The sequence below is a fragment of the Psychromonas arctica genome (genome assembly GCF_038155225.1).
Lineage (GTDB): Bacteria > Pseudomonadota > Gammaproteobacteria > Enterobacterales > Psychromonadaceae > Psychromonas > Psychromonas arctica_B.
Map to the genome: position 1 here is coordinate 104,183 of NZ_JBAKBA010000005.1, position 26,669 is coordinate 130,851.

The 26,669-nt window shown below is 38.1% G+C and carries 20 protein-coding genes and 1 riboswitch; of the genes, 14 read left to right on the forward strand and 6 right to left on the reverse strand.

Features of this window, described 5'->3' with window-relative positions:
• Window positions 1-131: 131 nt before the first annotated feature.
• The 6 genes from V6255_RS03760 (at window position 132) to V6255_RS03785 (ending at window position 9,169) form a co-directional block, all read left to right on the forward strand.
• A complete protein-coding gene (locus V6255_RS03760; RefSeq protein WP_341626939.1) occupies window positions 132-2,324 on the forward strand; it encodes an efflux RND transporter permease subunit in 2,193 nt (730 codons plus the stop codon).
• Window positions 2,324-3,067 (forward strand): hypothetical protein, encoded by a 744-nt coding sequence (locus V6255_RS03765; protein ID WP_341626940.1) that lies wholly within the window; start codon window positions 2,324-2,326, stop codon window positions 3,065-3,067. The genes V6255_RS03760 and V6255_RS03765 overlap by 1 nt, the downstream gene beginning before the upstream one ends.
• The gene (locus tag V6255_RS03770) at window positions 3,058-4,107 is read left to right on the forward strand and encodes a 3-oxoacyl-ACP synthase III family protein (protein ID WP_341626941.1); all 1,050 of its coding nucleotides are present in this window, start codon (window positions 3,058-3,060) and stop codon (window positions 4,105-4,107) included. Before V6255_RS03765 ends, V6255_RS03770 begins: the two co-directional genes overlap by 10 nt.
• A gap of 863 nt (window positions 4,108-4,970) precedes the next feature.
• Complete coding sequence (locus tag V6255_RS03775) at window positions 4,971-6,068, forward strand: alkene reductase (protein WP_341626942.1); 1,098 nt, start codon at window positions 4,971-4,973, stop codon at window positions 6,066-6,068.
• Window positions 6,069-6,376: 308 nt separating this feature from the next.
• On the forward strand, window positions 6,377-8,257 hold the full coding sequence (locus V6255_RS03780; RefSeq protein WP_341626943.1) for a hypothetical protein: 1,881 nt from the start codon (window positions 6,377-6,379) through the stop codon (window positions 8,255-8,257).
• A 288-nt stretch (window positions 8,258-8,545) separates the two neighbouring features.
• Window positions 8,546-9,169, forward strand: coding sequence for an alpha-ketoglutarate-dependent dioxygenase AlkB (locus V6255_RS03785; protein ID WP_341626944.1), 624 nt, complete (start codon window positions 8,546-8,548; stop codon window positions 9,167-9,169).
• A gap of 191 nt (window positions 9,170-9,360) precedes the next feature.
• Here the strand turns inward: V6255_RS03785 and V6255_RS03790 are convergent, their stop codons facing one another.
• The 5 genes from V6255_RS03790 to hydA form a co-directional block, all read right to left on the reverse strand.
• Window positions 9,361-10,362 (reverse strand): ABC transporter substrate-binding protein, encoded by a 1,002-nt coding sequence (locus tag V6255_RS03790; RefSeq protein ID WP_341626945.1) that lies wholly within the window; start codon window positions 10,360-10,362, stop codon window positions 9,361-9,363.
• 32 nt (window positions 10,363-10,394) lie between these two features.
• On the reverse strand, window positions 10,395-11,348 hold the full coding sequence (locus V6255_RS03795; RefSeq protein ID WP_341626946.1) for an ABC transporter permease: 954 nt from the start codon (window positions 11,346-11,348) through the stop codon (window positions 10,395-10,397).
• A gap of 37 nt (window positions 11,349-11,385) precedes the next feature.
• A complete protein-coding gene (locus V6255_RS03800) occupies window positions 11,386-12,258 on the reverse strand; it encodes an ABC transporter permease (RefSeq protein WP_025565506.1) in 873 nt (290 codons plus the stop codon).
• A gap of 26 nt (window positions 12,259-12,284) precedes the next feature.
• Window positions 12,285-13,118, reverse strand: a complete 834-nt coding sequence (locus V6255_RS03805) for an ABC transporter ATP-binding protein (RefSeq protein ID WP_341626947.1) — start codon at window positions 13,116-13,118, stop codon at window positions 12,285-12,287.
• Window positions 13,119-13,195: 77 nt separating this feature from the next.
• Window positions 13,196-14,638 carry a dihydropyrimidinase gene (gene hydA, locus V6255_RS03810; protein WP_425355900.1) on the reverse strand — a complete coding sequence of 481 codons (1,443 nt, stop codon included), beginning with the start codon at window positions 14,636-14,638 and terminating at the stop codon, window positions 13,196-13,198.
• A gap of 517 nt (window positions 14,639-15,155) precedes the next feature.
• Here hydA and V6255_RS03815 point away from each other — a divergent pair.
• Window positions 15,156-16,385, forward strand: a complete 1,230-nt coding sequence (locus tag V6255_RS03815) for a Zn-dependent hydrolase (protein WP_341626948.1) — start codon at window positions 15,156-15,158, stop codon at window positions 16,383-16,385.
• 101 nt (window positions 16,386-16,486) lie between these two features.
• Here the strand turns inward: V6255_RS03815 and V6255_RS03820 are convergent, their stop codons facing one another.
• Complete coding sequence (locus V6255_RS03820) at window positions 16,487-17,137, reverse strand: TetR family transcriptional regulator C-terminal domain-containing protein (protein ID WP_341626949.1); 651 nt, start codon at window positions 17,135-17,137, stop codon at window positions 16,487-16,489.
• 305 nt (window positions 17,138-17,442) lie between these two features.
• Between V6255_RS03820 and V6255_RS03825 the strand changes: the two genes are divergently transcribed.
• From V6255_RS03825 to V6255_RS03855, 7 genes are all read left to right on the forward strand, one after another.
• Complete coding sequence (locus V6255_RS03825; protein WP_341626950.1) at window positions 17,443-18,852, forward strand: NAD(P)-dependent oxidoreductase; 1,410 nt, start codon at window positions 17,443-17,445, stop codon at window positions 18,850-18,852.
• Between the two features lie 14 nt (window positions 18,853-18,866).
• Window positions 18,867-20,141, forward strand: a complete 1,275-nt coding sequence (gene preA, locus V6255_RS03830; protein WP_341626951.1) for an NAD-dependent dihydropyrimidine dehydrogenase subunit PreA — start codon at window positions 18,867-18,869, stop codon at window positions 20,139-20,141.
• Window positions 20,142-20,277: 136 nt separating this feature from the next.
• Window positions 20,278-21,615: an aspartate aminotransferase family protein gene (locus V6255_RS03835; RefSeq protein WP_341626952.1), complete on the forward strand. Its 1,338-nt coding sequence runs from the start codon at window positions 20,278-20,280 to the stop codon at window positions 21,613-21,615.
• A 42-nt stretch (window positions 21,616-21,657) separates the two neighbouring features.
• Window positions 21,658-23,151, forward strand: coding sequence for a CoA-acylating methylmalonate-semialdehyde dehydrogenase (locus V6255_RS03840; protein WP_341626953.1), 1,494 nt, complete (start codon window positions 21,658-21,660; stop codon window positions 23,149-23,151).
• A 357-nt stretch (window positions 23,152-23,508) separates the two neighbouring features.
• Window positions 23,509-24,075, forward strand: coding sequence for a PepSY domain-containing protein (locus V6255_RS03845; protein WP_341626954.1), 567 nt, complete (start codon window positions 23,509-23,511; stop codon window positions 24,073-24,075).
• 359 nt (window positions 24,076-24,434) lie between these two features.
• Window positions 24,435-25,289, forward strand: coding sequence for a DMT family transporter (locus V6255_RS03850; RefSeq protein WP_341626955.1), 855 nt, complete (start codon window positions 24,435-24,437; stop codon window positions 25,287-25,289).
• Between the two features lie 210 nt (window positions 25,290-25,499).
• A riboswitch (cyclic di-GMP riboswitch) is annotated at window positions 25,500-25,584 on the forward strand.
• 85 nt (window positions 25,585-25,669) lie between these two features.
• Window positions 25,670-26,260: a fibronectin type III domain-containing protein gene (locus V6255_RS03855; protein WP_341626956.1), complete on the forward strand. Its 591-nt coding sequence runs from the start codon at window positions 25,670-25,672 to the stop codon at window positions 26,258-26,260.
• The last annotated feature ends 409 nt before the right edge of the window (window positions 26,261-26,669 follow it).

The window sequence follows — 26,669 nt, forward strand, 5'->3', positions numbered from 1 at the left end:
TAAATCTGATATTAGTTATGTCTTCAATTTATGATAAATAATTGAATTAAAAAGAGGGCTGCTAAGGTCTTTTAATAATAACGATATCCAGTAAGTTTATTTAATTATACTTAATTTATGAAGACCAATACATGACCTTTAGCTACCTGACCACCACGGCAACGACGCGTTTTAGTTTCTTTTTTTGGTTACTATTATGCATTGTTGCGTCTATGGGGCTAGGGCAGCTTAAGTTTGCAGTAGATTATACGAGTTATTTCTCTGAAGATGATCAGAGATTTAATCGCTTTCGAACATTTCAGCGTGACTTTGCTCAAGATGATCAACTGGTGATTATTATTGAGTCCAAACAAGATAATAATATTAAAAAACATTTGCCGTTTATTAAAGACCTTACTTCTGCTTTATCTGATCTGTCTTTTATTAAAAAAGTGGGTGGTTTTAAAGAAAGTTACTTTAATCCATTATCTAGCGCATTACCGGTAGGAGGTAAACAAAACCCTGCATTAACAGAGTTTGTTGCAACGGATAATAGTGCCGTGTTATTAACTCTTTCCTTTAATCAGCACGATGCAGTCTCTGATTTTTTAACTCAATTAAATAGCGCGAGGGATTTAATTAATCGTCAAATGACGCAATACGATCCTAAATTAGAGGTTTACTACTCAGGAGAGCTCGCACTTAATTGGCAATATGCTGAGGTATTGAAACATGATTTGATCTGGTTCTTACCCGGATTAATACTTTTACTCTGTATTATGTTGTGGCTAGTGATACCAGAAAAGTGGTGGATAGTTGGCATTGCAAGTTCATCATTTGTGGTTTTGATTTGTACGCTGGGTTTAGCTGCATGGGGGCATTTTACTATTGCCGCTATTAGTGCTTTTGTCCCTGTCATTATTATTGTATTAAATGTGGCTTATGCAATGCACTTGTATTTTGATTGGCGTAACGCATACGCTAATATCTACGGTAATACATCCTCTGATAGTGTGCTTAATTGCGATCCTAAACAAGCTGCTTTAACCGCCTTAATAACGTCGATGAAACGTAATTTTAAACCTTTATTTTGGGGAAGCATAACCACTGCTTTTGGTTTTATTCTATTAAGGTTTAGCCCATCCCCTCCCATCCAAGACTTTGGTGCAATGGTTGCTTTTGCTGTACTGATTAGCTTTCTTGTTAACTATTCTGTTTTAATTACCTTTGCTCGTTTAGCTCATTATAAAGTAATTTCAATTATTAATTTATCGCATTTTTGCGGACATTTATATCGGTTAGGTTGGTATTATCGACGGGCTGTGTTGATTATTGTTGGTACATTGACGTTGCTGGCTGCAATTAGTTTAAGTCAATTACGCTTTGATGATGATGCGGCTAATTATTTTCCTACTGATAATGTATTTAGTGTGTCTAAGCAAGTAATGGAAACAAAGTTTAATGGGATAAATAATATAAATTTTGTTGTTGATACTAATACTGAATTAGGTATTACTGAGTCATCCTATATTAAAAAAATTAATCAATTTAGTCGTTTCTTAACAAAGCAAGATGAAGTTATTAAAGTACATAGTATCGTTGATTGGCTTAAATGGTATGGGGTAGGGCAACATCAGTTTAAGCAAATATTAACCGGTAATACGATACAAACGTTAGGTATTGAAAGGCTGGTTAATGTAGACAGCAGCGCTAGTTTACTTCGAGTTAATCTTGTGCCAATGAAAGCCAGTGAACTTATTGATTTTGAAGATAAAGTCTTAAGTTATTTAACATCAAATAATTTACATACATTGATTTCTCCTCCGCTTAGTCAACAGCTTGTGTTTGCTCATTTAAGTCGTGAAAATTCATGGACCATGTTGAGTTCATTTATAGCTGCATTATTACTGCTTTTGACCTTGTTAATATTTCTAAAACGCTCGTTTAAATTAGCTTTGTTAGGGTTATTGGCGAACATGCTTCCGCTTGTGTTGGTTTTTGGATTTTGGCAATTCATTGGAGGCAGTTTAAGTTTAGGGTGTGCTGTGGTGATGGGGATGATTTTAGGCATTATTATTGATGATAGTTTACATTTATTATTAAAAGTGAGTGAGAGTGAGTCAAGTGAAATAGATTCTACACTTAATGGATTTCGGGAGGTAATGCCTGCTATTACTTTTACTAGTATTTTATTAGTTTTAGGGTTTTCTTTAGGTCTTAATTCAGATTTTTTCCCTATTATTGAATTAAGTTTTCTCTCTTTGTTAACTATTTTTATTGCTTGGTTGTTTGACTTCATTGTATTGCCCGTTTGTTATCGTTTGGCAATGCGAGGAGAACGTTAATGCATAATCAATCTTCCCGTTGTTTTCCACTACCTAAAATAAGTCAGGCCGCATTAGACAAATATATACTATCTGATAATGCTAATGGAAAAAGAATAGAGAAATGGATAGCCTTGCATGCTAAGAATGTTAAAACATGGAAGATAACTGATCAATATGCACTGGCACATCTTATTCCTTTAATATTGTGCGGTGAGCAATCGGCTCAGCTTGTATTTAATCAAGAAATTAATCGTTTATTTAGTGAAAACCAAGACGATAATCAAACGATGATTAAAAGCTTACTTGAAGTGGAAGCTGATGAGCATCGGCATGATCAAGCTTTACAAGCAATACTTAATGCGCTACCTGCCATTGAAAATAAGCGTCATATTCAACGTCAAGCACAACGTTTTTATGCTCAACTTGGACGTGGAGAAGACCGTTGTCAGCATTTTATTAAAATTGCCACTTTAGACGCTTGTGTAACGCAAGTAATGCATGAGTTTGAACATTGCTTATTAGGCGTCAATCATCCATTTTCTAATCTTTGTGGACTTATTAAAAAAGATGAAGCTAAGCATGTTTATGTCGCGAGGCATCATGCTCAAGCTTTAGGTGCCACCTCTGCAATGTTTAGGAAAGAGCAACACTCGGTAAGTCATTTATTACATCAGTTACTCGATACTCAAGTTGAGCATTTTCACTTTTTGGGTGTAGATTTAAATAAAATATTCACAAATTTGGAGAGAAAATGGCAGTAACTTTTGCCCCGTACAACCTAAATTTACTCGCAATTAGCGCTGTATTACCGCCACAACATGTTACTAATCAACAGTTAATTAGCGCATTAGAAACATTGTGTGGAAAATCTGCGGCCAGAAAAGCAAGTATAATTGCTAAACGATTAGGTATTAAAGAACGCCATTTAGTACGTGATTTAACTAAACCTTTAAGCGAATGTTTACCTTCGAGTATTGATATGAGTTTAACTGCATTAAATGATGCATTAACACAATCGAATATTTCCGTCGAATCAATCAGTTACCTACTTAGCCATACTTGTACTCCTCATACTCAAGTACCTCCTAATGCTGCTTGGGTTGCTGATCAAATGGGCTTAATCAGCCCTTATCTTGAATTACGTCAAGCTTGCACAGGCTTTGCTAATGCGTTGCAAATAGCTAGTGCGTTTAGTGCCACCGATTCTCGACCTATTGCTATTGTAGGATGTGAGACTGGGTCTGTATATTTTGATATTAATGAACAGTTTATTACTACCTCTCAAATGGTTAATTATATGCAAATGGGGGATGGGTGTGGGGCTGTGATTGTTCAAACTGCTACAGACCCAAGACAACTTATAAGCGATATTTATATTGGACAGATTGGGCATAATAAACAACCAGGCTTTTATCTAGATGGTGGTTCAAATACAGTTGGAACAGGTAACATGGCTCGCTTTCATCATAATACTCAGGCCGTTAAAGATAATGGTGAACAACTATTTGAATTAGGCTTAAAAGCAGTATTATCTCGTGGTTATCAGCTTGATGACTTTCGCTATATTTTACCGCACCAAGCCAATGGTCATATTGATTTGATGATGGCTAAGAAGTTAGATGTACACCCTGATAGGATCGTTAATGATGCACAAGTTCTTGGGAATTTAGGGTCAGCTGCAATATGGGTTAGCTTAGCAAGATTAGTTAATTCAAAAAAATTAAATGCAGGTGATAAAGTATTGGTGTTAGGTGCTGAAGCGACTAAATACCTTTATGGTGGTTTTGTTTATACTCATTAATTTATACGTCCGTTACGATTCAATGTTAAAAATTCAGCAAGCGGTGAAGTGAACAGATTCTAGGCAAAAAGAGGAAGATCTAACGGATTAAATCGACACTTTCTAACAACGAAGGTGTTTACTTCGCAGTTTGCCCTTTGGGTCGTTAGCTTGAAAGCCAACTCTGCGTTGCCACCTTCGGTAAGGACTCGCCATTGTCATCATGTTATACCGATTACATTAAATAAGTGATCTAAATTTTACGCAGGAAAAATGACTTAGTTTAAGGCGTAAATTGAGCTAAATGGTTGTTCCATTTACGAAATTTACAACAAAGAAATAAGTTATTTTAACAAGTAAAATAGATCAGTTAATTAGTGTGATTGGTATTACGCCTTGGTTTAGAGTTCAAACTAACGAATGAACAATGAATGGTAATGAGTATAGACATAATAGATTTTGAATGACTCCTTGTCCTCTTGATATTTAATTAATAGGCTTAACGCTCGCCCAATGAAGTTGTAAATAATTTCCTTTCAATTTAGTAAATCATCATGGTATTTCTTTTGATATAACCAAAAATTATTATCATGATAATTAATCATAATTTTATATTTTCAGTGGCGAGCGTATCTTATGGCTTATGGAAATGATTAAACACTTCTCATCATGCCAATTTACATTAAATATAGAATTTAAATTTTGCGTCGATAAGACATCAATTTAAGGTGTAAATTGATGCTGCATTTACAAAAATTACAACTAATTAGTGGTTTTTTTAGCTAAAAAAGTAGACTTGAAATTTATTGTAATGGGTTTTGAAGAAGAACAATTCCAGACTATGAACTATTTAAGTTCCAATGGCTTTTTTAAAGGTAAATATAATGACTGACTCACTATTTCAACCAATCCAATTAGGTAAATTTTCATTAAAAAATCGTATTGTGATGCCACCAATGACCCGCTCTCGTGCAACTCAACCTGGTAATGAAGCGAATGACATTATGGCTGAGTATTATTCACAAAGAGCTGGTGCAGGACTTATTGTGAGTGAAGGCACACAAATCTCTGCATTAGGTCAAGGCTATGCTTGGACACCTGGTATTTACAGTGAAGAACAAATTGCGGGTTGGAAAAAAGTAACCGATGCAGTACATGCAAAGGGCGGTGTGATGTTTGCTCAGCTTTGGCATGTTGGTCGTGTGTCACATTCAGACAATACGGGTGGAGTACAGCCTATCTCTTCTTCTGCTTTGAAAGCAGATAACGTTAAAGTTTTTGTTGATAATGGAGTGGGTGCACCAGGCTTTGTTGATGTGGCCACTCCTCGTCAAATGACTAAAGCGGACATAAATAATGTTATTGAAGAATATCGTCAAGCCGCACTCAATGCGATAGAAGCCGGTTTTGATGGTATTGAATTACATGCTGCCAATGGTTATTTAATTAATCAATTTATTGACTCTAATGCCAATAATCGCACCGATGAATACGGTGGAAGTATTGAAAATCGTTTACGCTTTCTTGGCGAAGTGGTTGCTGCAATGGTTGAAGCAATCGGTGCAGGCCGTGTTGGTGTACGTTTAGCACCGTTTACTTCATTAAATGGGACGGTTGATGAAACGCCTGTTGAAACTTACAGCGCAGCTGCGGCATTATTGAATACACACAATGTTGTGTATATTCATATTGCAGAAGTGGATTGGGATGATGCGCCAGAAACGCCATTATTATTCAAAGAAAATGTACGTGCAGCTTATCACGGTATTTTAATTTATGCTGGTCGTTATGATGCTGAAAAAGGTGAGCAGGCATTACGAAGTGGTTTGGCAGATATGATTGGTTTTGGACGTCCTTTTGTGTCTAATCCAGATTTACCAAATCGTATTAAACATGGTTATCCATTAGCAAATCATCATCCCGATACATTATTCGGTGGCACTGAAAAAGGCTTAACCGATTACCCAGAGTATGATCAATAGCTTTTTATAACGACTACCTGATAACGATTACCTAATAACGACTATGTAACTTCTAGATAGTCGTTACTAGCCTTATTTTCATCTCTACTTAACTTATTTGTAATCTATTTATAGTCCATTCGCTATTCACTTCTTCATTTCCTTTAAGTTGTTGCTAACTTATTTTTATTAATTATTACTTTCTATATCCCTATTTGAATAGTTTTTTAACTTGTTGATTTTATATCAATAAAAAGTTGGATTTAATATATTGTATAAAATATAATGCGAGTGATTATCATTTACTTTAAGGTGTGAAATAGAATTATATGGATATTAGATTAACGAAAGCTTTTGTACTGTGTTCTGTTGCTGCTTTAACAGCTGCTTGTAATGACACAACGACTGAAGAAGCAGTAGTAGTGAGTGGGCAATTAAATGTGCCTGTTTCAGGGGTAAATTATCAAACTGATACGCTTTCTGGTACGACTGATGAATTAGGTTCATTTGAATATCGAAATGGCGAGAGTATTACCTTTAGTTTAGGTGAATATAGTCTTTCAGCTGTTGAAGCTAGCGATCAAATAACGTTGGCTTCTTTAGTAGGAGAAGAAAGGTTTCAAGAAACTCAAACGGTTAAATTATTAAAAGCGATGATCGCGCTTGATGATGACGACGATGTTTATAACGGACTAACATTGGATACGACAGGGTTAAATGAGGCGAGTGCTGAGTTTGCTAGTATTTCTGATATTGAATACTCAGAGATTACCAATGGATTAGGGGACGCTAAAGTTTATGCTTATTTGAAATGGATGAACGTTGATAACACAATCATGATGTCTGCTGGCAACCACCATACTCTAGGGTTATCGGCTGAAGGAAAGCCTTTTAGTTTCGGTGAAAACTATGCGGGTATTGTTTATGCGGAATCGCCTAGCCGTTATTGTGGTAGTGAGTTACGCAATAAATTAGGTCGTGAATCTGACCAAGATCTTGAGCCTGGTACTGAGCTTGATGAAGAAGGTAGAGATACTTTAACCGATGAAGAAAATGAATGTTATATCGAAGGTAATATTGTACGCCAATACGGCCTTTATAATGCAAATCCTGGTTGGATGACGTTAACCGATGACACTTTAACGTTCAATAGTGTTTCTACTGATCAAGTTGATGGTGCGTTAGTGACTAGCGAAGGGAGATTGTTTGTTTTCGGTCCCAATTATAGCGGTGAGTTAGGTACTGGCAATGAAAGTCCTGTTACAACACCTATTGAAGTGATTTTACCCGATGAAGAATTGGCTGTTTATGCAACGTCAGGGACATCCAGTAGTTATGTTGTTACACGTTCAGGAAAAGTCTATTCAGCGGGCGATAACGGCAACCTACAATTAGGTCGTTCAGAGGAGTCATCTGACGATCAAAATACGTTTGGTTTAGTACTTATTCCAGAAGACGAAGCGATTGTTGATGTTGCAGTACGTGATCATCATGTTTATGCCTTGACTGAAAATGGTGATATCTACTCTTGGGGAAATAACTCAAGTAATGGTGAGCTTGGTGACGGTAGTGTTAGTGTGGATCGTTCGACCCCATTAAAAATATTAGAAGGTAAAGATATTATTGCTGTTGAAGCGGGAGCTGATTTTGGCTTAGCGGTAGATAATGCGGGTACAGTTTATGGTTGGGGCTACAACGGTTATGGTGCATTAGCACAAGGTACACCGAGAGTGAGTGGCACTATTTATAAAATATCTGATATTGAAAATATATTAATACCTGAAGTGATTGTTAACTTGTCGACAGGATCTGATGCTATGGGAAGTGACCGAATTATAGGTTTCCAAGGTGGAAGTCGTAATGCGCAGGCGATTAGCTTAAATGGTGATGTTTACTCTTGGGGTGATATGGGAACAGGTTATTTTGGTAATGGTTATGAGGTTGATGAATCAGGTATCGAACGTCAAATCTCTATTCAACCAGTCAAAGTCGCTGATTTAGATGCACCTTTTATTGTTTCAATAAGTGCAAATACCTCTAGCCACTTTGCAGTAAGTGAAGATAATATTGTTTATACTTGGGGCTCTGGTAGTGATGGTCGATTAGGTGTTTCACAAGATATTTGCGCAGAAGACTCGCTTAGCTTGTACAGCGAAGAAGCCTCATCATCTGTTTGCTATACACCGATTGAAGTGTCAGTAACGCCTTAACTATTAACTATGAAGTATAAAACATAAAAGTACTAAAGGTGGAAAGCGAAAGTTTGCTACCTTTTGGGCTATATTTCTAAATTATTAAGACCTATCAGTCATTTTTTATTGATAGGTCTTTTTTGCTAATAGGCTTTTTAATAGTACTTTTTTATCGTTGTTATTTTTCATTCTTAGTTATTCATTCTTTATTTAAAATTGCAGCAGTACATAGAATTCTCTACACTTTCCTACGTTATGACTAAATCCCTAACCGCTCTTAATAAATAAGCTTAAATAGGAAGTAAAATGTACAACATGGACTTATTTTCCGATCTTGAAGACTCGCCTATTAATATCATCAATTACGATGGTGTTGTTGAGTATCATGGATTGTTAATTCCTTTTGAAGAAGCCAATGATTATTTTGATGCGCTGCTTAACACCATCCAATGGAAGCATGACCAAGCGAATATATTAGGTGAAGTGATTGTGACTAAGAGAAAAGTGGCTTGGTATGCTAATGAATCTTTTAATTATACTTATTCCAACATGACGAAAGTGGCCTTACCTTGGACACCTGAGTTGTTAGCGTTAAAAAAGAGGGTAGAAGAAGCAACCGGACATCAGTTTAATTCCTGCTTATTAAACCTCTATAGTAATGGTGAAGAGGGGATGGCTTGGCACCATGATGGTGAAACAGACTTACAAAAGAATGGGGCGATTGCTTCATTAAGCTTTGGTGCAGAACGTAAGTTTTCTTTTAAGCATAAGGTGAGCCAAGAAACTACTTCATTGTTTTTACAACATGGTAGTTTATTAGTGATGAAGGGTGAAACACAAACCCATTGGTTACATCGATTACCACCCACTAAGAAAGTCACTACAGCGCGTATTAATTTAACGTTTCGTACTATCGATCAAAACTATTAAGCTATTAGCAGGTAAATAAAAGGTAACTAACAGATATTATCCAAGCTTTATTATCGTACTAGACCACTACAATCAGTTAAATTAAAAACACCAAACGTATTAGGTTCGGTGTTTTTCATTACTTTTAATGAGAGCTTAATCAGGCTTTATTTAACCTTAATTTCACCTTCACTTAAGCTTTTTAATAAATATTAAAGCTCTTTGTATTTATCAAATACAATATGCGAATAAGCATTCACAGGTTTTTTAGTAATAACGGGTGCTGATTCACTATTAAGTAAAATATCCACTGTGCGATCAAAAGCAATCGGATCTAAGTAACCCATTTCTGGACCTGAACCCAATAGTTTTGCCACTTCAGTCATCATACGCGTTTGATGATGTTCTGTTTGTGCGCCCGTATCATCGTATTCTAATACGATCATTGCGGCTTCTTTAGGATGTTCTGCTGCCCATTTCCAACCTTTCAATGAAGCTTTTAAGAATTTAGCGTAGTTTTCTACTTTTTTAGCGTCTTTTAAATCTTCTTCTAAAACGTATAAACCATCTTCTAAGGTTGCTACGCCTTCTTCTTCGTATTTAAACAGTACTAGCTCTTCTGGTGTTAAACCACCGTCCATGATTTGTCCATATTCGTTATAGGTCATGGTTGAAACACAATCTGCTTGTCCTTGGAAGATGGGGTCAACATTAAAGCCTTGTTTAAGTACGGTTACGCCATCGTCACCACCGGTTGTCGGGTAACCAAGTTGAGACATCCAGCTTAAGAATGGGTATTCATTACCAAAGAACCAAACACCTAATGTTTTGCCTTTAAAGTCAGCGGCAGTTTTAATACCACTTGATTTTAAACAGGTTAACATCATGCCCGATTTTGCATAAACCTGTGCAATATTAACCATTGGAAGACCTTTCTCCCTAGTGGCTAAAGCAGAAGGTAGCCAGTCGACAATCAAATCGGCACCACCACCAGCTAACACTTGAGCGGGCGCAATATCTGGGCCTCCTGGTTTAATCGTTAAGTCTAGTCCTTCGTCCTTGTAAAAGCCTTTTTCTAATGCCGTGTAATAACCTGCAAATTGCGCCTGAGTAACCCATTTAAGTTGCAATGTGAGTTTGTCCGCTGCGCTAGCGCTGAAGCTTGATGCCAATAAAGCGGCACCTGTTGCGAGTGTGATTAGCGTTCTTTTCATAGTGTATTCCCTTTTCTATTAATAGGATAACATTAACGACTGTTATTACCTTCTCGGTACGAGGGGTGCCAAAACAGTAATGATTTTTCTAATAAGGCAAGTGCCCCATAACTTAATGAACCCGCGATAGCGGCCACCACAATCGTGGCCCATACTAAGTCCATATTCATTCGACCAACTTCAGTCGAAATTCTGAATCCCATGCCCACAATTGGCGTGCCAAAAAACTCGGCTACAATGGCGCCTATTAATGCCAAAGCAGAATTAAGCTTTAAAGCATTAAAAATAAACGGTAGGGCATGGGGTAATTGATTTTTAAAGAATATTTGTGATTTTTTAGCGGCATAGGTATGCATTAAATCTTTATGTAATGCATCGGTTGACTGTAAGCCTGTGAGTGTATTAATAAACATAGGAAAGAAGGTCATTACGACGATCACGGCGGCTTTAGATTGCCAGTCAAAACCAAACCACATCACCATGATCGGTGCGATCCCAACAATTGGAATAGCTGACATAAAGTTACCTAAAGGCATTAAAGCATCTCGTAAAGCTTGGTTTCTGACCGCCCATTGTGCAACGATAAATCCCGATGAACATCCGATGATATAACCTGCTAATACCGCCTTTAAGTATGTCTGTTTAAAATCAGCCCATAACATTGGAATATTATTAATTAAGGCATTAAAAATGTTACTTGGTGCGGGCATTAAAATAGGTGAAACAGCATAGCCTTTGATAACGCTTTCCCAAGTTAGTAGTAGCATAAAAGCAAATAAGCTTGGAATAAGTACTTTAATCGACTTGTGCTTTCCTTCTAAGTTCGTCAATTGCCCTAGTAACATTGCCATACTAAAAGCAGCTGCAATTAACACTAAAATCAGTAGCGGTAAGCTTTTGTAGAAACCAATCTCACTGCTCGCGACGATGATCACCTGTAATAATATTAAGGCAATATAAACGGCGTTCTTTATGCTTTGAGACATAAACGAATTCGGTTTAGTTGAATTAAGCATGAGCAAGTTAAGCATGAGTAAGTTCTCCTCGACGACGTAATAATACTTTTTCAGCAAGTCCCACTAACCAAACTAATATCGACCCTAACGTGGCAGCGACAATTAATGCCGCCCATATTTGTTCCGTTTGTCCGTAATAAGAGCCACTTAATAAGCGCGCCCCTAAACCACCTTGTGCGCCTGTTGGAAGCTCTGCCACAATCGCCCCCACTAATGCCGCTGCAATCGCTACTTTTAAACTCGCAAATAAGTAAGGTTGTGCGGAATACCAACGTAGTTTCCAAAAGATGTCTTTGGCACTTGCGCTGTAGGTATGCATTAATTCTTCATGTAATTTGTCTGATGAACGTAATCCTTTCACCATTGCAATCGTGACGGGAAAGAAGGACAGGTACATGGATATGATGGCTTTAGGGATCACACCGGTAATATTAATTGCACCGAGCACCACTACAACCATTGGCGCAATCGCTAAGATTGGGATGGTTTGTGAGGCTATTACCCAAGGCATTAAACTCGACTCTAAGGTTTTATTGTTGACGATTCCGACCGCAATTAAGATTCCGAGTAGCGAACCAAATACAAAGCCTAATAAGGTGGAGTTAAGGGTTATTTGTGCATGAAAAATAAGTGAGCGTTTAGAAGTAACCGGTTTATCAATTATCGATTTGATCAACTCTTGACCCACTTGATGTGGCGCAGGTAGCATTGGCCTTTTAACTTCATAGGCTTGAGAGATCACTTGTTGATAAGTCCACTCTTGGTTTTTTCGTTCCAAGTTATTGATCAGTTGATTGCCATTCATAATTAACGCAGCGAGGTACCATATCGCGATCACTATGATGAACAAACTGACAAAAGAGAATATTTTTTGCTTCATTCTTGTCTACTCCTTTAGACTGGAAACTAGTCGATAGCATGCTCATGTGCTAGTGCAGAACGAATCTCACTGGCTAATGCATGAAACTCAGGTCTATCTCTTAATGCCAGTGTTTTAAGTCTTGGTAACGGGCTCTCAATGACTTTTAATATCCGTCCTGGTCGTGGCGACATCACTACGATATGCGTTGAGAGTAAGACGGCCTCATCAATGGAATGCGTCACAAACACTACGGTTTTTTGTGTTTCACTCCAAATACGGAGTAACTCAATATTCATGTGATCACGGGTTATTTCGTCTAGTGCACCAAAAGGCTCGTCCATTAGTAATAGGTCTGGGTTAAGGCATAACGCACGTGCTATCGAAGCTCGTTGTTGCATACCACCTGAAAGTTGCCAAGGGAATTTATTGTGAAAGTCTTGTAACCCAACCATCTGTAGGTATTTATCAATCTGCTTATTCTTATGAGCATCCGACTGTTTTGAAATTTCCATCGGGAGCGCACAGTTTTGCTTTATATTTCGCCAAGGCAATAATGCTGGCGCTTGAAAAACATAACCGTATAAACGATTTAAACGCGCATCTTCTGCATCGGTCCCATTTACTTTAAGGCTACCTGATGTTGGGCGTTCTAAATCCGCAATGACACGTAATAAAGTGGTTTTTCCACAACCGGAAGGACCAATAAAAGAGATAAAATCACCACTCTTAATGCTTAAATTAATATTAGATAACGCGTGTACATCGCCGTCTTTACTTGGGAAAACTAATGATAAATCCTGCACAGATATCATTTCGCGTTTTGGCTTAACAGTTAGGCTCGGCTCTGTCAGTGTGGTTTGTTCTGCAACTGCTAACATATTACCTCTCTTATCTTGTTAATTTTTTATCTTACTCATTTTGATGTTGTGAATTATTAAGCTTGTTAACCAGCAGATTAACGTTCAACTTTATAAGGTGCATTTGTTTGGTTATATTTATTGACCGCTTCAAAAATAGTAGGGAAAGCAGGGCGTTTAATATAGCGTCCAGCACCTTCTTTCACGTTTAACTTTCCGTCTTTAAACACCACTTTCCCTTGGCTAATTGTGATGTATGGAGAACCTACGACGGTGCGACCTTCAAAGATATTGAAGTCGATTTTTTGATGGTGTGTTTTAGCGGAAAGGGTATGTTCTTTCTGTGCATCCCAAATGACGATATCTGCATCTGAGCCAACGGCTATGCAACCTTTTTGAGGGTAAAGGTTAAATATTTTAGCGGTGTTCGTAGAGGTAACCCCTACAAATTCATTCTCCGTTAAGCGTCCTTTGTTTACGCCTGAATCCCATAACACCATTAACCTGTCTTCAACACCTGCTGTGCCGTTGGGTATTTGTGTGAAATTATCCTTGCCCATGGCTTTTTGGTCTTCGCAGAAACAACAGTGATCAGTGGCAGTCGTTTGAATCGTGCCACCTTGCAACGCTTTCCATAATGCTTCTTGGTGACCTTTAGGACGAAAAGGAGGGCTCATGACATGTGCTGCAGCGGTTGCCCAATCAGGGTTACTATAAACGCTGTCATCTAATTCTAAATGGCCGGCTAAACATTCACCATAAACTCGTTGTCCTTCAGATTTTGCGCGTGCAATTTCATCAATCGCTTCTTTACAAGAAACATGTACTAAATACAGCGGAATGCCGATCGATTGTGCAATACGAATAGCACGATTAGAGGCTTCACCTTCGACTTCAGGGGGTCTTGATTGTGGGTGAGCTTCTGGGCCTGTAATACCAGCTGCTAACATTTTTTGTTGAAGGTGATGCACTAATTCGCCGTTTTCTGCGTGCACTGTTGGCATTGCGCCTAATTCTAAACAACGGTTAAAGCTGTTTACCAAGGTTTCATCTTCAGCCATGATTGCATTTTTGTAAGCCATGAAGTGTTTAAAGCTATTAACACCTTCTTCTTCTACTAAGGCTTTCATATCATCTGAAACTGAATCATCCCACCATGTCACCGCTACGTGAAACGAATAATCTGCTACCGAGCGAGATGCCCAACCTTTCCATGTTTCAAAAGCTTCCATTAATGGTTGTTGTGGACTTGGAATAACAAAGTCGATGATCATAGTGGTACCGCCAGCTAAACCAGCTGCTGTACCTGAATAAAAGTCTTCACTGGCCACTGTGCCCATAAAAGGGAGTTGCATGTGTGTATGTGGGTCGATTCCGCCTGGCATAACGAGTTTACCTGTCGCATCGACTATTTCTGTATCGTCAGGGATCTCGAGGTCATGACCTATCGCTTTAATGATTCCATTCTCACAATAAACATCAGCAAAGATACTGTTATCTGCATTAACTAATTTGCCGCCTTTTATTAATAAATTCATCATCACTCAATCCTCCATGGTAGTGCCGATATTGCACTTTTTAAAATAGTTAAGATGCTAAAAGTGGGTTGCTGCATCTCGATGAAATATTTTTTATCGTCATCGGTTACAAAAAATCTTTTGTAACCCTTATTTTTGTAACGATAAATATGTCTCTTTATGCGGTTGCAATTAACAAGCCAATAACAAACTAGTTGACCAATTGGACTACTTTTTGTTGTGAGTCAGCGTGTTTGCTAGTGTGTTAATTTATTGGGTGGTTGTTATTGTTGATAGTGTTGTCGATATTGAAAGAGCACCTTGCTCATTATTAGCGCATTTACTCCCTTATTTGGTGCGTTAAATTTGTACTACTTTCGGTTAATATAAAACCTAATTGATTTTATGGTACTCAAAGCCTTTGAAATACGGCATTTAAGTAAAATTAAATATTCCTGTCCTGTTGGTCAGTATTTTGCATTATGTTTAATTGATTATGTTTTTTGGAATGTAGATTAATTCAACTTTATTGGAGTCAATCATGGAAGCTTTAAAAATTAATAGTGATCGTCTATGGGATAGTTTGATGGAAATGGCGAAAATAGGCGGTACAGTAAAAGGTGGTTGTTGTCGTTTAGCCTTAACTGATTTAGATAAACAAGGAAGGGAACTCTATATAAAGTGGGCTGAAGAAGCTGGCTGTACTGTTAAGGTTGATGCCATTGGCAATATAATGTGTACGCGTCCTGGTGAAGATATGAGTTTACCGCCAGTGGGGACAGGCAGTCACCTCGATACACAACCGACCGGTGGCAAGTTCGATGGGGTTTATGGTGTGTTATCGGGTTTAGAAGTAGTGCGTTCAATGAACGATCAAGGCATTAAAACTAAGCATCCCATCGAAATATCTGTCTGGACAAATGAAGAAGGCTCTCGATTCGCGCCAGCGATGATGGGCTCTGGTGTCGTATCAGGACGTTTTACCCTTGAAGAAATTTTAGATAAAAAAGATGTAGATGGGTTACGTTTAGGTGATGAATTGGAACGTATAGGCTTTGCTGGTGAAACACCTGTGACAGGGCGTGACTTCCATGCCTTTTTTGAAGCACATATCGAGCAAGGGCCGTACCTAGAAGCAGAAGAAAAACAAGTCGGCATAGTGACAGGTGGGCAAGGACAACGTTGGTACAATGCAACTTTCATGGGCCGTGAATCACATGCAGGTACTACACCGATGCATTTACGTAACGATGCATTAATTGCCAGCTCACAATTGGTATTGAAGGTAGAGGAAATTGCTAAAGCACATCCTCCAGGTTGTGGCACTGTTGGCTTCATGCAAGTTACTCCTAATTCCCGTAATACCATTCCGGGCTCAATTTCTATGAGTATTGACTTACGCCATCCTATTGATGGTGAGTTAACCTTGATGGATAAAGCATTAACAGAAGCAATCGCTGAAATTGAAGCCACTGGTGTTTCCGTAGAATTGGACCCATTTTGGTATTACGAACCTATTCACTTTAACACTGAATGTGTAAGTGCAGTGCGTAAAGCCTCTGTTGACCTAGGCTACAGCCACATGGATATTATTGCTGGCGCTGGGCATGATGCTTGTTATGTCTCTGATTTCGCACCAACAAGTATGATTTTCACGCCATGTTTAAATGGGATTAGCCATAATGAAATTGAAAGTACAACACAAGAAGAGTGTGAGGGGGGCTGTTCAGTTTTACTTAATGCGATGCTGACAATGGCAGAAGTGGTGTAGGCTATATAATTTATTTTATATCGTTAATATTATCTATAATATATTAAATAACAGTAAGTTAGCTAAATTAATTAACTTACTGTTATTTTATTTAAATGGCTTTAAAGCAACTTCACACCACAGCCTTTTAATATGACCTGCGTTATTAATTCTGCTCCTGTTTCAAAATCACTTTCTTCTAATTCAGTTTTACCCATCAAAATACTGCTTTGTAGACCATAGTCAGCATACGCTTGGGTTGATGACCAGATCATAAATAATAGATGCTCCGGACTGATTGGGTTCATCCATTGTTTTGCTATCCATTCTCGAAATACCTGACAGGTTTTCATGAATTGATCTTTTAAGTCTGTTTGTAGCTTTTCACGTAAGAAAGGTGCGCCGTGTAGAAGCTCTGAAGCAAAGATACGTGATGCATTTGAATGATCTTTAGACTGTTTTACTTTGAGTATAATGTAGTGTCTAAGCGCTTCCCTTGGGTGTTGATCTGCGCTCATCCCCTCCATATCCACTAACCAAATTTTTAAAATTTGAATTAAGACTTCCTTATATAGCACTTCTTTTGTTTTGAAATAATAGAGAATATTAGATTTTGGCAACTGTGCTTGATCTGCAATAGATGAAATAGTGGTGCCATTATATCCATATTCAGCAAAGCGTTGTTCTGCGACAGACAGAATAAGCTGCAGGTTATCTTTACGAATATCTGCTGATTTACGACGTGTGGTACTGACTTTTTTATTTTCTTTCATTTAGTTTTCTCTGCACTGTTATGTCGCAATCGGATACTTCATGGTGCGACATCATCTCATATTTTTATTTGTAAATAATAGTGATAATTATTCTCTTTTTGATCGGTTAAATCTAAGAAAAATTATATTCATATTTATTTCATATAAAACAAAAGCTTAACTGTTAGTTTGTTTTTTGATCTAACTTGTTGACCCTGTGGTCAGCTAGTTGGCTTGCTGATTGCATTGTCTTAATTGTAACTCAAACGTAAATGAACACTTAGACACTGGCTGATCATTAATTACCAACAGGAGAGATCATCGTGATGAATATGGACAATTCAGTAAATTATTCGCAGCAACAACTGGCATTAAATCAAATGTTTAAAGATATTAACCCCGCACTCAGTGCCCGCCAAGCCGGCATTGAAAGTTCTCGTTGTTATTATTGCTACGATGCTCCCTGCATTAAAGCTTGCCCATCTAAAATTAATATCCCTAGTTTTATCGCTAGTATACACGCAGATGACCTGACGGGTGCTGCAAAAACCATTTACAAAGAAAATATCATGGGCGGCAGTTGTGCGCGAGTTTGTCCTACTGAAATTCTTTGTGAACAGGCTTGTGTTAGAAATAAAGAAGAAGAGAAAGCCCCAGTAAGAATTGGTTTGTTGCAACGTCACGCAACCGATAATGCTGAATTCGATGGGCATCCTTTTGAACGGGCTGTATCGACAGGTAAAAGAATCGCGGTAGTGGGTGCAGGGCCAGCAGGTTTAAGTTGTGCTCATCGTTTGTCATTATTAGGTAATGATGTAGACGTTTTTGAGGCGGAAGATAAAGCCGGTGGTTTAAATGAGTACGGTATTGCTAAATATAAATTGACTGAAAACTTTGCACAAAAAGAAGTCGATTTCATTTTAAGTATTGGCGGTATCACAGTGCACTATGAAACCGCATTAGGTAGAGATATTACCCTCGATAAATTAAAAGAAGATTTCGATGCTGTGTTTTTAAGTATTGGTTTACAAGACACATCATCATTGTATTTAGATAACGAAGATAATGAGATGGTGATTAACTCAGTTGATTACATTAAAGAGCTACGTCAAGCAACGGATCTCAAACAGTTAGACATTCCCAAAGATAGTGCGGTTGTTATTGGTGCTGGTAATACAGCAATTGATATCGCATGTCAGTTAAAACGTTTAGGCACAGAAGAAGTGACGTTGGTTTACCGTCGTGGTGAAGAGCAAATGAGTGCAACAAAGCATGAGCAACAAATTGCTAAAAATCATCAAGTAAGAATTAAAACATGGAGTCAACCAGAAAGCATTGATGTCGATGATAATGGCAAAGTCACAGGCATGAGCTTTCGTAAAACCTATTTAGAAGATGGCAAGCTTAAGGGCGGTGATGTGCAGTTTGATGTTGCGTGTAGTGCGATTTTTAAAGCGGTAGGTCAAAAAATGGCTTACCCAGAAACTGAGCAATTAATTCCTACTATTAGTAACGGAAAAATTGCCACTTTCCATAATCAATTAACCAGTGTCGATGGCGTGTTTGCTGGTGGAGATTGTACTGGTGTGGGTCAAGACCTCACTGTTGAAGCTGTACAGCAAGGAAAGTTAGCTGCCATCGCGATTAATGAGCAACTTAATGCCTCAATCGCTACACCGACTACATCAACTATTGCACCAATTAATGCTGCACTTAATAAAGCACTTAGTGCATAACAGGGAGAAATAACATGGCTGACTTATCAATTGACTTCGTAGGTATTAAATCTCCTAATCCATTTTGGCTAGCATCAGCGCCGCCAACAGATAAAGCGTATAACGTTGAACGTGCCTATGAAGCAGGTTGGGGTGGTGTAGTTTGGAAAACATTAGGTGAAGACCCAGCGGCGGTGAATGTTTCTTCTCGTTATTCTGCACTTTACGACCATAACGGAGATGTCTCTGGTTTTAATAACATTGAATTAATCACCGACCGTAGTTTAGAAATTAATTTACGTGAAATTACAGAGGTTAAAAAACGCTGGCCAGATCGCGCATTAGTGGTGTCTTTGATGATGCCCTGTGAAGAGCAAGTCTGGAAACGTATTCTTAAACTGGTTGAAGCAACGGGCGCGGATGGTGTTGAGCTTAACTTTGGTTGTCCGCATGGTATGCCTGAACGTGGTATGGGTGCAGCAGTTGGGCAAGTCCCTGAATACGTTGAAATGGTCACTCGATGGTGTAAACAGCACAGTAACATGCCAGTGATTGTTAAATTAACACCGAATATTACCGATGTACGTCTTCCTGCTCGTGCTGCTAAAAGCGGTGGAGCGGATGCTGTTTCTTTAATTAATACTATCAATTCAATCACTGGTATCGACCTTGATGCAATGTCTGCACGTCCGATGGTGGATGGTAAAAGTACCCATGGTGGTTATTGTGGTCCTGCGGTGAAACCTATTGCGCTGAGTATGACTAGTGAGATTGCTCGTGATCCTGAAACGGCTGGTCTGCCAATTTCTGGTATTGGTGGTATTGGTAATTGGAAAGATGCGGCTGAATTTATTGCATTAGGCGCTGGTTCTGTACAAGTATGTACCGCAGCGATGATTTACGGTTTTAATATTGTCGAAGAAATGAAAGAAGGTCTATCAAATTGGATGGACAGTAAAGGCTATGAAAATATCAATGATTTTAAAGGATTAGCGGTACCCAATACAACGGATTGGAAAAAGCTCAACATGAACTACAAAGTCGTTGCGACTATTGATGAAGGTAAATGTATTGGGTGTGGTCGTTGTTATCAAGCCTGTGAAGATACATCGCATCAAGCCATTACGGTAACGTCTAATGATGATGGCACCAATACATTCGGTATTATTGATGATAACTGTGTGGGTTGTAATTTATGTGAAATCACTTGCCCGGTTGATGATTGTATCACTATGGATGAACGTTCAACGGGTCAGCCATATATGAACTGGATGGAAGATGTGCGTAATCCTCATAGAGAGGAAGCATAAACAGCGAGCTTTATTGAGGCAATTACTTAGATTGGTATTGTTGTGATGTTATGCGATGTTAAAGAAAACCAACAGCACAATGAATGGCCATAGAGTAAATGAAAATGACGTTAATCAATTGATTTTGAGGTGAACAATGAACAATGAACAGCTAAACAGTGGCATTACTCAATCCCAACTCGATGCACATTGGATGCCTTACACAGGCAACCGTGAATTTAAAAAAGACCCGCGCATTATTACCTCTGCACAAGGTAAATATTATACTGATTCAAAAGGCCGACAAATATTCGATGGTTTATCTGGGCTATGGTGTTGTGGTTTAGGGCATGGTCGACCAGAGATAGCTGAAGCAGTGAGTGAACAACTAAAAACATTAGATTACTCACCAGGCTTTCAATTTGGTCACGTAAAATCATTCCAACTTGCAGAGCAAATTACTGATTTTATGCCTAAGGGACTTAATCGAGTTTTCTATACAGGATCGGGTTCTGAAGCGGCTGAAACGGCATTAAAAATGGCCCGTGGTTATTGGCGTAAAAAAGGCATGGCCAGTAAAACTAAATTAATTGGACGTGGTTTAGGTTATCACGGCAGTAATTTCGGTGGTATTTCAGTAGGTGGCATTGGTGGTAATCGTACTTTGTTTGGCCCTGCGGTTGAAGCTGATCATCTACGCCATACACTCTTACCTGAAAATTTATTTTGTAAAGGTCAACCTAAAGCTGGAGCTGAATTAGCCAATGAATTAATAGAGCTGATTGCACTACATGATGCTTCTAATATTGCCGCTGTGATTGTTGAGCCGTTATCTGGATCGGGCGGTGTTATGCCGCCTCCTATCGGTTATTTAAATCGTTTACGTGAAATATGTGACCAAAATAATATCCTACTTATTTTTGATGAAGTGATTTGTAGCTTTGGTCGCATGGGCGAAAACACAGGTGCTGAAGCTTTTGGTGTTGTGCCAGATATTATTAACATTGCTAAGCAAGTGACGAACGGCACTATTCCAATGGGCGCGGTAATTGCGAAACAAGAAATATACGATACTTATATGGACCAAGGTGGTCCTGAATATATGGTTGAGTTCCCTCATGGCTATACCTATTCAGCTCACCCCGTGGCTTGTGCCGCTGGCATTGCAGCCTTAGATATATTGAAACAAGACAAATTAGTTGAACGCGTTAAAGCGCTTAGTCCTTATTTTGAAAATGCAGTGCACAGCTTAAAGGGCTGTAAGTATGTTACCGATATTAGAAACTATGGTTTCTCCGCTGGCTTTAGCATCGAACCTTTTCCTGGTGAACCAGCATTACGACCTTATCAAATTGCTATGAAAATGTGGGAAAAAGGATTTTATGTCCGTTATGGCGGTGCAACGATTCAATTAGGTTTGCCTTTTACCAGTGAGAAAGAAGAGATCGATTCTCTGATCAATGCACTTGGCGAAACTTTTAATGAAATAGCTTAGAAAATTAAACGAGTTGGCATCAATAGCCACATGGAGATTTTTATGACACAAGTAGTAGGCCACCTTATTGATGGCGAAATAGTAAATGACAATGATCAAACTCAAGATGTTTTTGACCCTGCGCTAGGTGCAGTGGCAACGCAAGTTGCATTAGCTTCTAAAGAGACGGTTGAACTCGCGATTGCATCGGCACAGAAAGCCTTTCCCGAATGGCGTAATACACCGCCTTTAAAACGTGCACGTGTGATGTTTAAATTTAAAGAGTTGTTAGAAGCCAATAGAGATAAAATTTGCCATTTGTTAGGTAAAGAGCACGGTAAAATTTTACATGACGCTGCCGGTGAGTTACAGCGTGGCATTGAGAATGTTGAATATGCTTGTGGGGCACCGGAGTTATTAAAAGGTGAACACAGTAAGAACGCAGGACCAAATATCGATTCATGGAGCGAATTACAACCCTTAGGTGTAGTTGCTGGTATTACGCCTTTTAACTTTCCTGCGATGGTGCCGATGTGGATGTTCCCGTTAGCGATTGTATGTGGTAACTGTTTTATTTTAAAACCATCTGAAAGAAACCCGAGCGCCACTTTATATATTGCACAGTTATTACATGAAGCAGGTTTACCAAAAGGCGTCTTGAATGTGGTTAATGGTGATAAAGAAACCGTTGATGCATTACTAGCAGATACTCGTATTAAAGCGGTTAGTTTTGTGGGTTCAACACCGATTGCGGAACACATTTATACTAAAGCAACGGCTAACGGTAAACGTTGCCAAGCATTAGGTGGCGCTAAAAACCATGCGATTATTATGCCTGATGCCGATATGGATAATGCTGCTAATCAGCTATTAGGTGCTGCATTTGGCTCTTCTGGTGAACGTTGTATGGCATTGTCGGTGGTTGTTGCAGTAGGTGATAAAGCGGCCGATGACTTGATTGAAAAAATGACGGCTTCGATGAAAGCGTTAAAAGTGGGTGTATTTGATAATACTGATAATGACTTTGGTCCTTTAATTACAAAGCAGCATCAAGAAAAAGTAATAGGTTACATTGATAGTGCCGAGCAACAGGGGGCTGATATTGTTGTTGATGGACGTGCCTTGAAAGTAGAGGGTTATGAAAGTGGCTATTTTGTTGGCGCAACTTTAATAGATAAAGTTGAAGCTGAAATGGAGAGTTATAAAGCTGAGATATTTGGTCCGGTGTTACAAGTTATGCGTGTAAAGACGATGGAACAAGCAATGCAGTTAATCAATGACCATGAATACGGTAACGGCACTTGTATCTTCACCCGTGATGGTGAAGCGGCTCGTTATTTCTCTGACAATATTGAGGTGGGTATGGTGGGTATTAATGTGCCATTACCTGTGCCTGTTGCTTACCACAGCTTTGGTGGATGGAAACGTTCATTATTTGGCGATTTACATGCTTATGGCCCAGATGGTGTTAAGTTTTATACTAAACGTAAAACCATCACACAACGTTGGCCATCAAGTGGTGTAAGAGAAGGCGCAAGCTTTGCCTTTCCTAGCTAACCTTATTTGCTGATAAAATTATTTTAGCCTTTGTTTAATTCAAACCAAGGGCTTTTTTTCAGAGCCCTTTTTTTAACTTAACTTTTTAAATAGCTTTTTAAACAGTTAAGTTAATGAATAGTTTACCTCACCCAAGGTCAAGCTCTCACATCGATAATCTTCAACACTGATACCTTCATACATTATTGCCAGAAACCATTTATAACTCTGTTTATTCCATTAATGACTAAAATAGAAAAACGCATTGAATATCAAGCAAATGTAAATTACTGTGCTCGCTGATTTAAATCAGTAGGCTGCAAATGAGTTATTCTACAGCGCGTAAAATAATAATAATAAAATCAGAGGAGATGACTAATGGAAAAAATAAATCGTTCTTTATTAATTAAAATTCATGCATTGCTAGCCGCCTTTATCTTACCCGTGGCGATCATGTTTTTTGTGACTGGCGCGCTTTATACTTGGGGTATAAAAGGTGGTTATGAGAAAACGACTCAGGAGTTACATCTTAAGGAGCCAATCCAAGGTGAGCTCACAGAGCTCATGGTATTAGCAAAAAATGAATTGAAAAAACAAGATGTGGCAATGCCATCGGGTAAAGCGAAAATCAAAAAAATGGGTTCAGCTTTTCAGCTCGAATGGAGCGGTTCAGATATTAATGTTACTTTAGCACCTACATTTCAGCCATTAATTGCGACACTAACAATAGAAGAGACTAGTTGGTACCGACAATTTGTACAATTACATAAAGCAAAAGGTGGGACTCCCTTTAAAGTCTATGCGACTGCCTTTGCTATTGGGTTACTGTTGATAGTCATTTCAGGTTTTATGATGGCCTTACAGTTACCAAAACTACGCCAGTTAACTATTGTCTCTGTTTCTTTGAGTGTTGTGTTATTTATTGCGATGGTTATAAGCAGTTAAAGTTGGTCTCTACAGACCTAACTTGTTAGGATAATCTGATCATTTATATATCGTTTCACCTTCCTGTGCTCTGTAAATGGTCAGTCATTATGATGATCTCCCTTTGTTAATATAAATCACAACCATCACATAATAATGTATTTTCAGATAGTGACAGTAAACTGACTGTTATTTTCCCTTTGGATTAAATAGCGCTATTTTTAAATTAAAGCTGAAGCTTATTTCACTTTCTTGGCATCAGCGCATCCTTGTCTATAGATTGATTTTATAACTTACCTAAACTCACTATTTCAATACGCTAGCTGTTTTCAATATATGCGGTAAACTGTGCGACCTAATTATTTAAAATGGATTTTTGTATGGGTTATTTATTATCAGTGACGTTGCTTTGGGCTTTCTCATTTAGCTTGATTGGTGTTTATTTAGCGGGCCAAGTAGATGCTTGGTTTAGTGTGTTTATACGTATTGCATTGGCGACACTATTGTTTTTACCCTTCCTCAAAATCAAACAAATACCGGGTGCAGTAGCCTTTAAAATCATGTTGATTGGCGCAGTACAGTTAGGCATGATGTATATATTTTACTACCATTCTTTCTTGTATTTATCGGTCCCTGAAGTATTACTTTTCACTGTAATGACGCCAATTTATGTGACTTTATTGAATGATGTGATGAGTAAACGTTTTAATCCTCGATTTTTACTGGTCGCTGTGATCGCTGTGTTTGGGGCGGTTGCGATACGTTATGAAAATATTAATTCAGACTTTTGGTTTGGTTTGTTATTAGTACAAGGTGCTAACATTTGTTTTGCGATAGGGCAGGTTGCTTATAGTCGTTTAATGGTTAATAGCACTATTGACCATAAAACAGTATTTGGTTGGTTCTTTGTCGGCGCGCTTTGCGTGGCAACGCTTTGCTATCTTTTATTTGGTAACGTAGATAAGTTGCCAACCACCATCACACAATGGGGAGTCCTTATCTACTTAGGCACCATTGCTTCAGGTTTAGGTTATTTTGGATGGAATAAAGGGGCTACGTTAGTCAATATAGGAACACTTGCGATAATGAATAATTTATTGATTCCTGCCGGTATTGCGGTCAATGTTATTATTTGGAATAAAGACGCTAATCTATTGAGGCTTAGTATTGGTGCGTTGATCATGCTAGTTGCTTTGTTGCTTAACTATTACCTTAATAAAAAGGCGATAAAATAGACGTTAGTATTAGGTAAATAGACTCTATTGAGAAGCAAGCAATGTATTTGTTATGATGTTTATTTTCTTTTTATACTACTTTTTGATTATAAATTGAACTTATTCTTTGTATTTTCAAATTCAAGCTCTATAATCTGGGTTAACTGATTTATAAATAATCTAATGCACTAACGCAATTATGCACTTGATTCAGTAATTACAATATTATTAGCTAGAAAAAGGCAAGTTAGGGGAAACCTTAATACGCAAAACCACCGGCCTGTAGATTAACGTCAATGGCAGCGGAGTTACCGAGGCAATGGTACATCTCATACCTCCCTTTATTTTTCTTCTGTTATATAAAAATTTCTGAATCATCAATTTTGTTGGAGACAAAACTGATGATTTTCAAACACTTGTTACTTAGAACTTCGCTACTACTTTACACTACTTTTTTATTCGCTTGTGGTGGATCTTCTGGCTCTAGTAGTTCAGTTACCACAGAGGAAAAAACATCTGAGGAATCTAGTGTCGAAGAAGTTAGTATCGATGAAGAATTAGTCGCTGCTCCTACAGATGAAATTGTAGATGAAGATAACGTTATTACAGATGAAGTGGATGTTGATGATATTTTAGTCTCTATTCCAACGGGCGAATCATTGGAAGAAGAGTTAGTGATACCTGATGATACTAATTCAGAGTCATCATCAGATGAGGAGTTGGTTTCTTCGCCTGTCGATGAAGATGAAAGCGAAGACGAAATTGTAAACTTGAATATTACATGGGACGATAATTCTGATAATGAAGTTGAATTCATAATTGAGCGTCGTATGGAGTCTGAAGTAGATTATGATGCAACTTTTTATGTTGCTGAAAATATCACATCATACGATGATTTAGATGTTCAAGCGGGTGAAACTTATTGTTACCGTATTAGTGCGTCGAATAGCGTGGGTGATTCTCCATCATCAGAAAAATGTATCACGCTTTAATAATTGTTTAAATTATTAAAGATTAGCCTGTTTGACTTTGCCAGTCATTCTGGCTAATCATATGATATGAGTACTTCATCTAAAGACAAGGCCCCCTATTACTGTAAAACGTTAATCACGAATCGACGAACATCAGTAACCGTTAATTACCAGTCCTTAACTATCTACCTTTAATTATCTGTCTTTAATGATTAATTTTCTGACTATGACATTCTGCTCACTTTTTAATTTAATCATTCTATTTTCTTATTAACTCTTTCTCTTTTATGCATACTTCTTCCTGACTTACACCTTGATTTTTGAATACTGGTTGATGTTTTTAAGAGGGTAGATCTAACAAAGTAAGATAAGTAGGTATTATACCAATCACACTAATTAACTGATCTATTTTACTTGTTAAAATAACTTA